This is a genomic window from Psychrobacter pasteurii, assembly GCF_900162815.1.
GTDB lineage: Bacteria > Pseudomonadota > Gammaproteobacteria > Pseudomonadales > Moraxellaceae > Psychrobacter > Psychrobacter pasteurii.
In genome coordinates this window covers 1-473 of record NZ_FUGD01000176.1, presented here as the reverse complement: position 1 = coordinate 473, position 473 = coordinate 1, and the positions used below count along the sequence as shown (strand labels likewise).

At 42.3% G+C, this 473-nt stretch carries 1 protein-coding gene; it reads right to left on the bottom strand.

The window, feature by feature from the left end:
- Nucleotides 1-27 precede the first annotated feature (27 nt).
- On the bottom strand, nt 28-473 hold a 446-nt coding region (locus tag A1232T_RS13105; protein WP_143514009.1), incomplete at its 5' end, for a transposase.

The following is a 473-nucleotide window of genomic DNA, read 5'->3' as shown; positions in this document are numbered from 1 at the left end:
GCAAAGCTGATAAAGGATAATCTTGCCTTAGTCCTTCGATGAGCCTTGCTTTTTGCTTGCTTGTTCCTGCTCCCTGAGCAAGGCATCCAGCTTTTTTAGATAGGCAACCTCCGCACGTAGGTATTCATTCTCACGTTTAAGCTCTGCTAGTGTCTTTTCATCATCTGGCTTGTCTGTGATATAAGGTTTACTCATGGCGGTTCTACCTTGACGTTTAGAAGTGAGTCCAGACATGCCTTGTAGCCGATATGCTTTGTGCCAGTGACTGATTAAAGCCGGTGAGCTGATGTTGAATTTCAATGCCACCTCAGATTGACTTAAGCCTTGGGTAAGCATCGTTGTAATCACTTCGTGTTTAAACTCGTAACTATAGCAGGCTTTACTGATCTTTGGCTTTATAGCATCTATACCACCGCTTTGATATTGCTTCACCCATTTATGTACAAATTGTGGGTTTACATTAAACTTCTTAG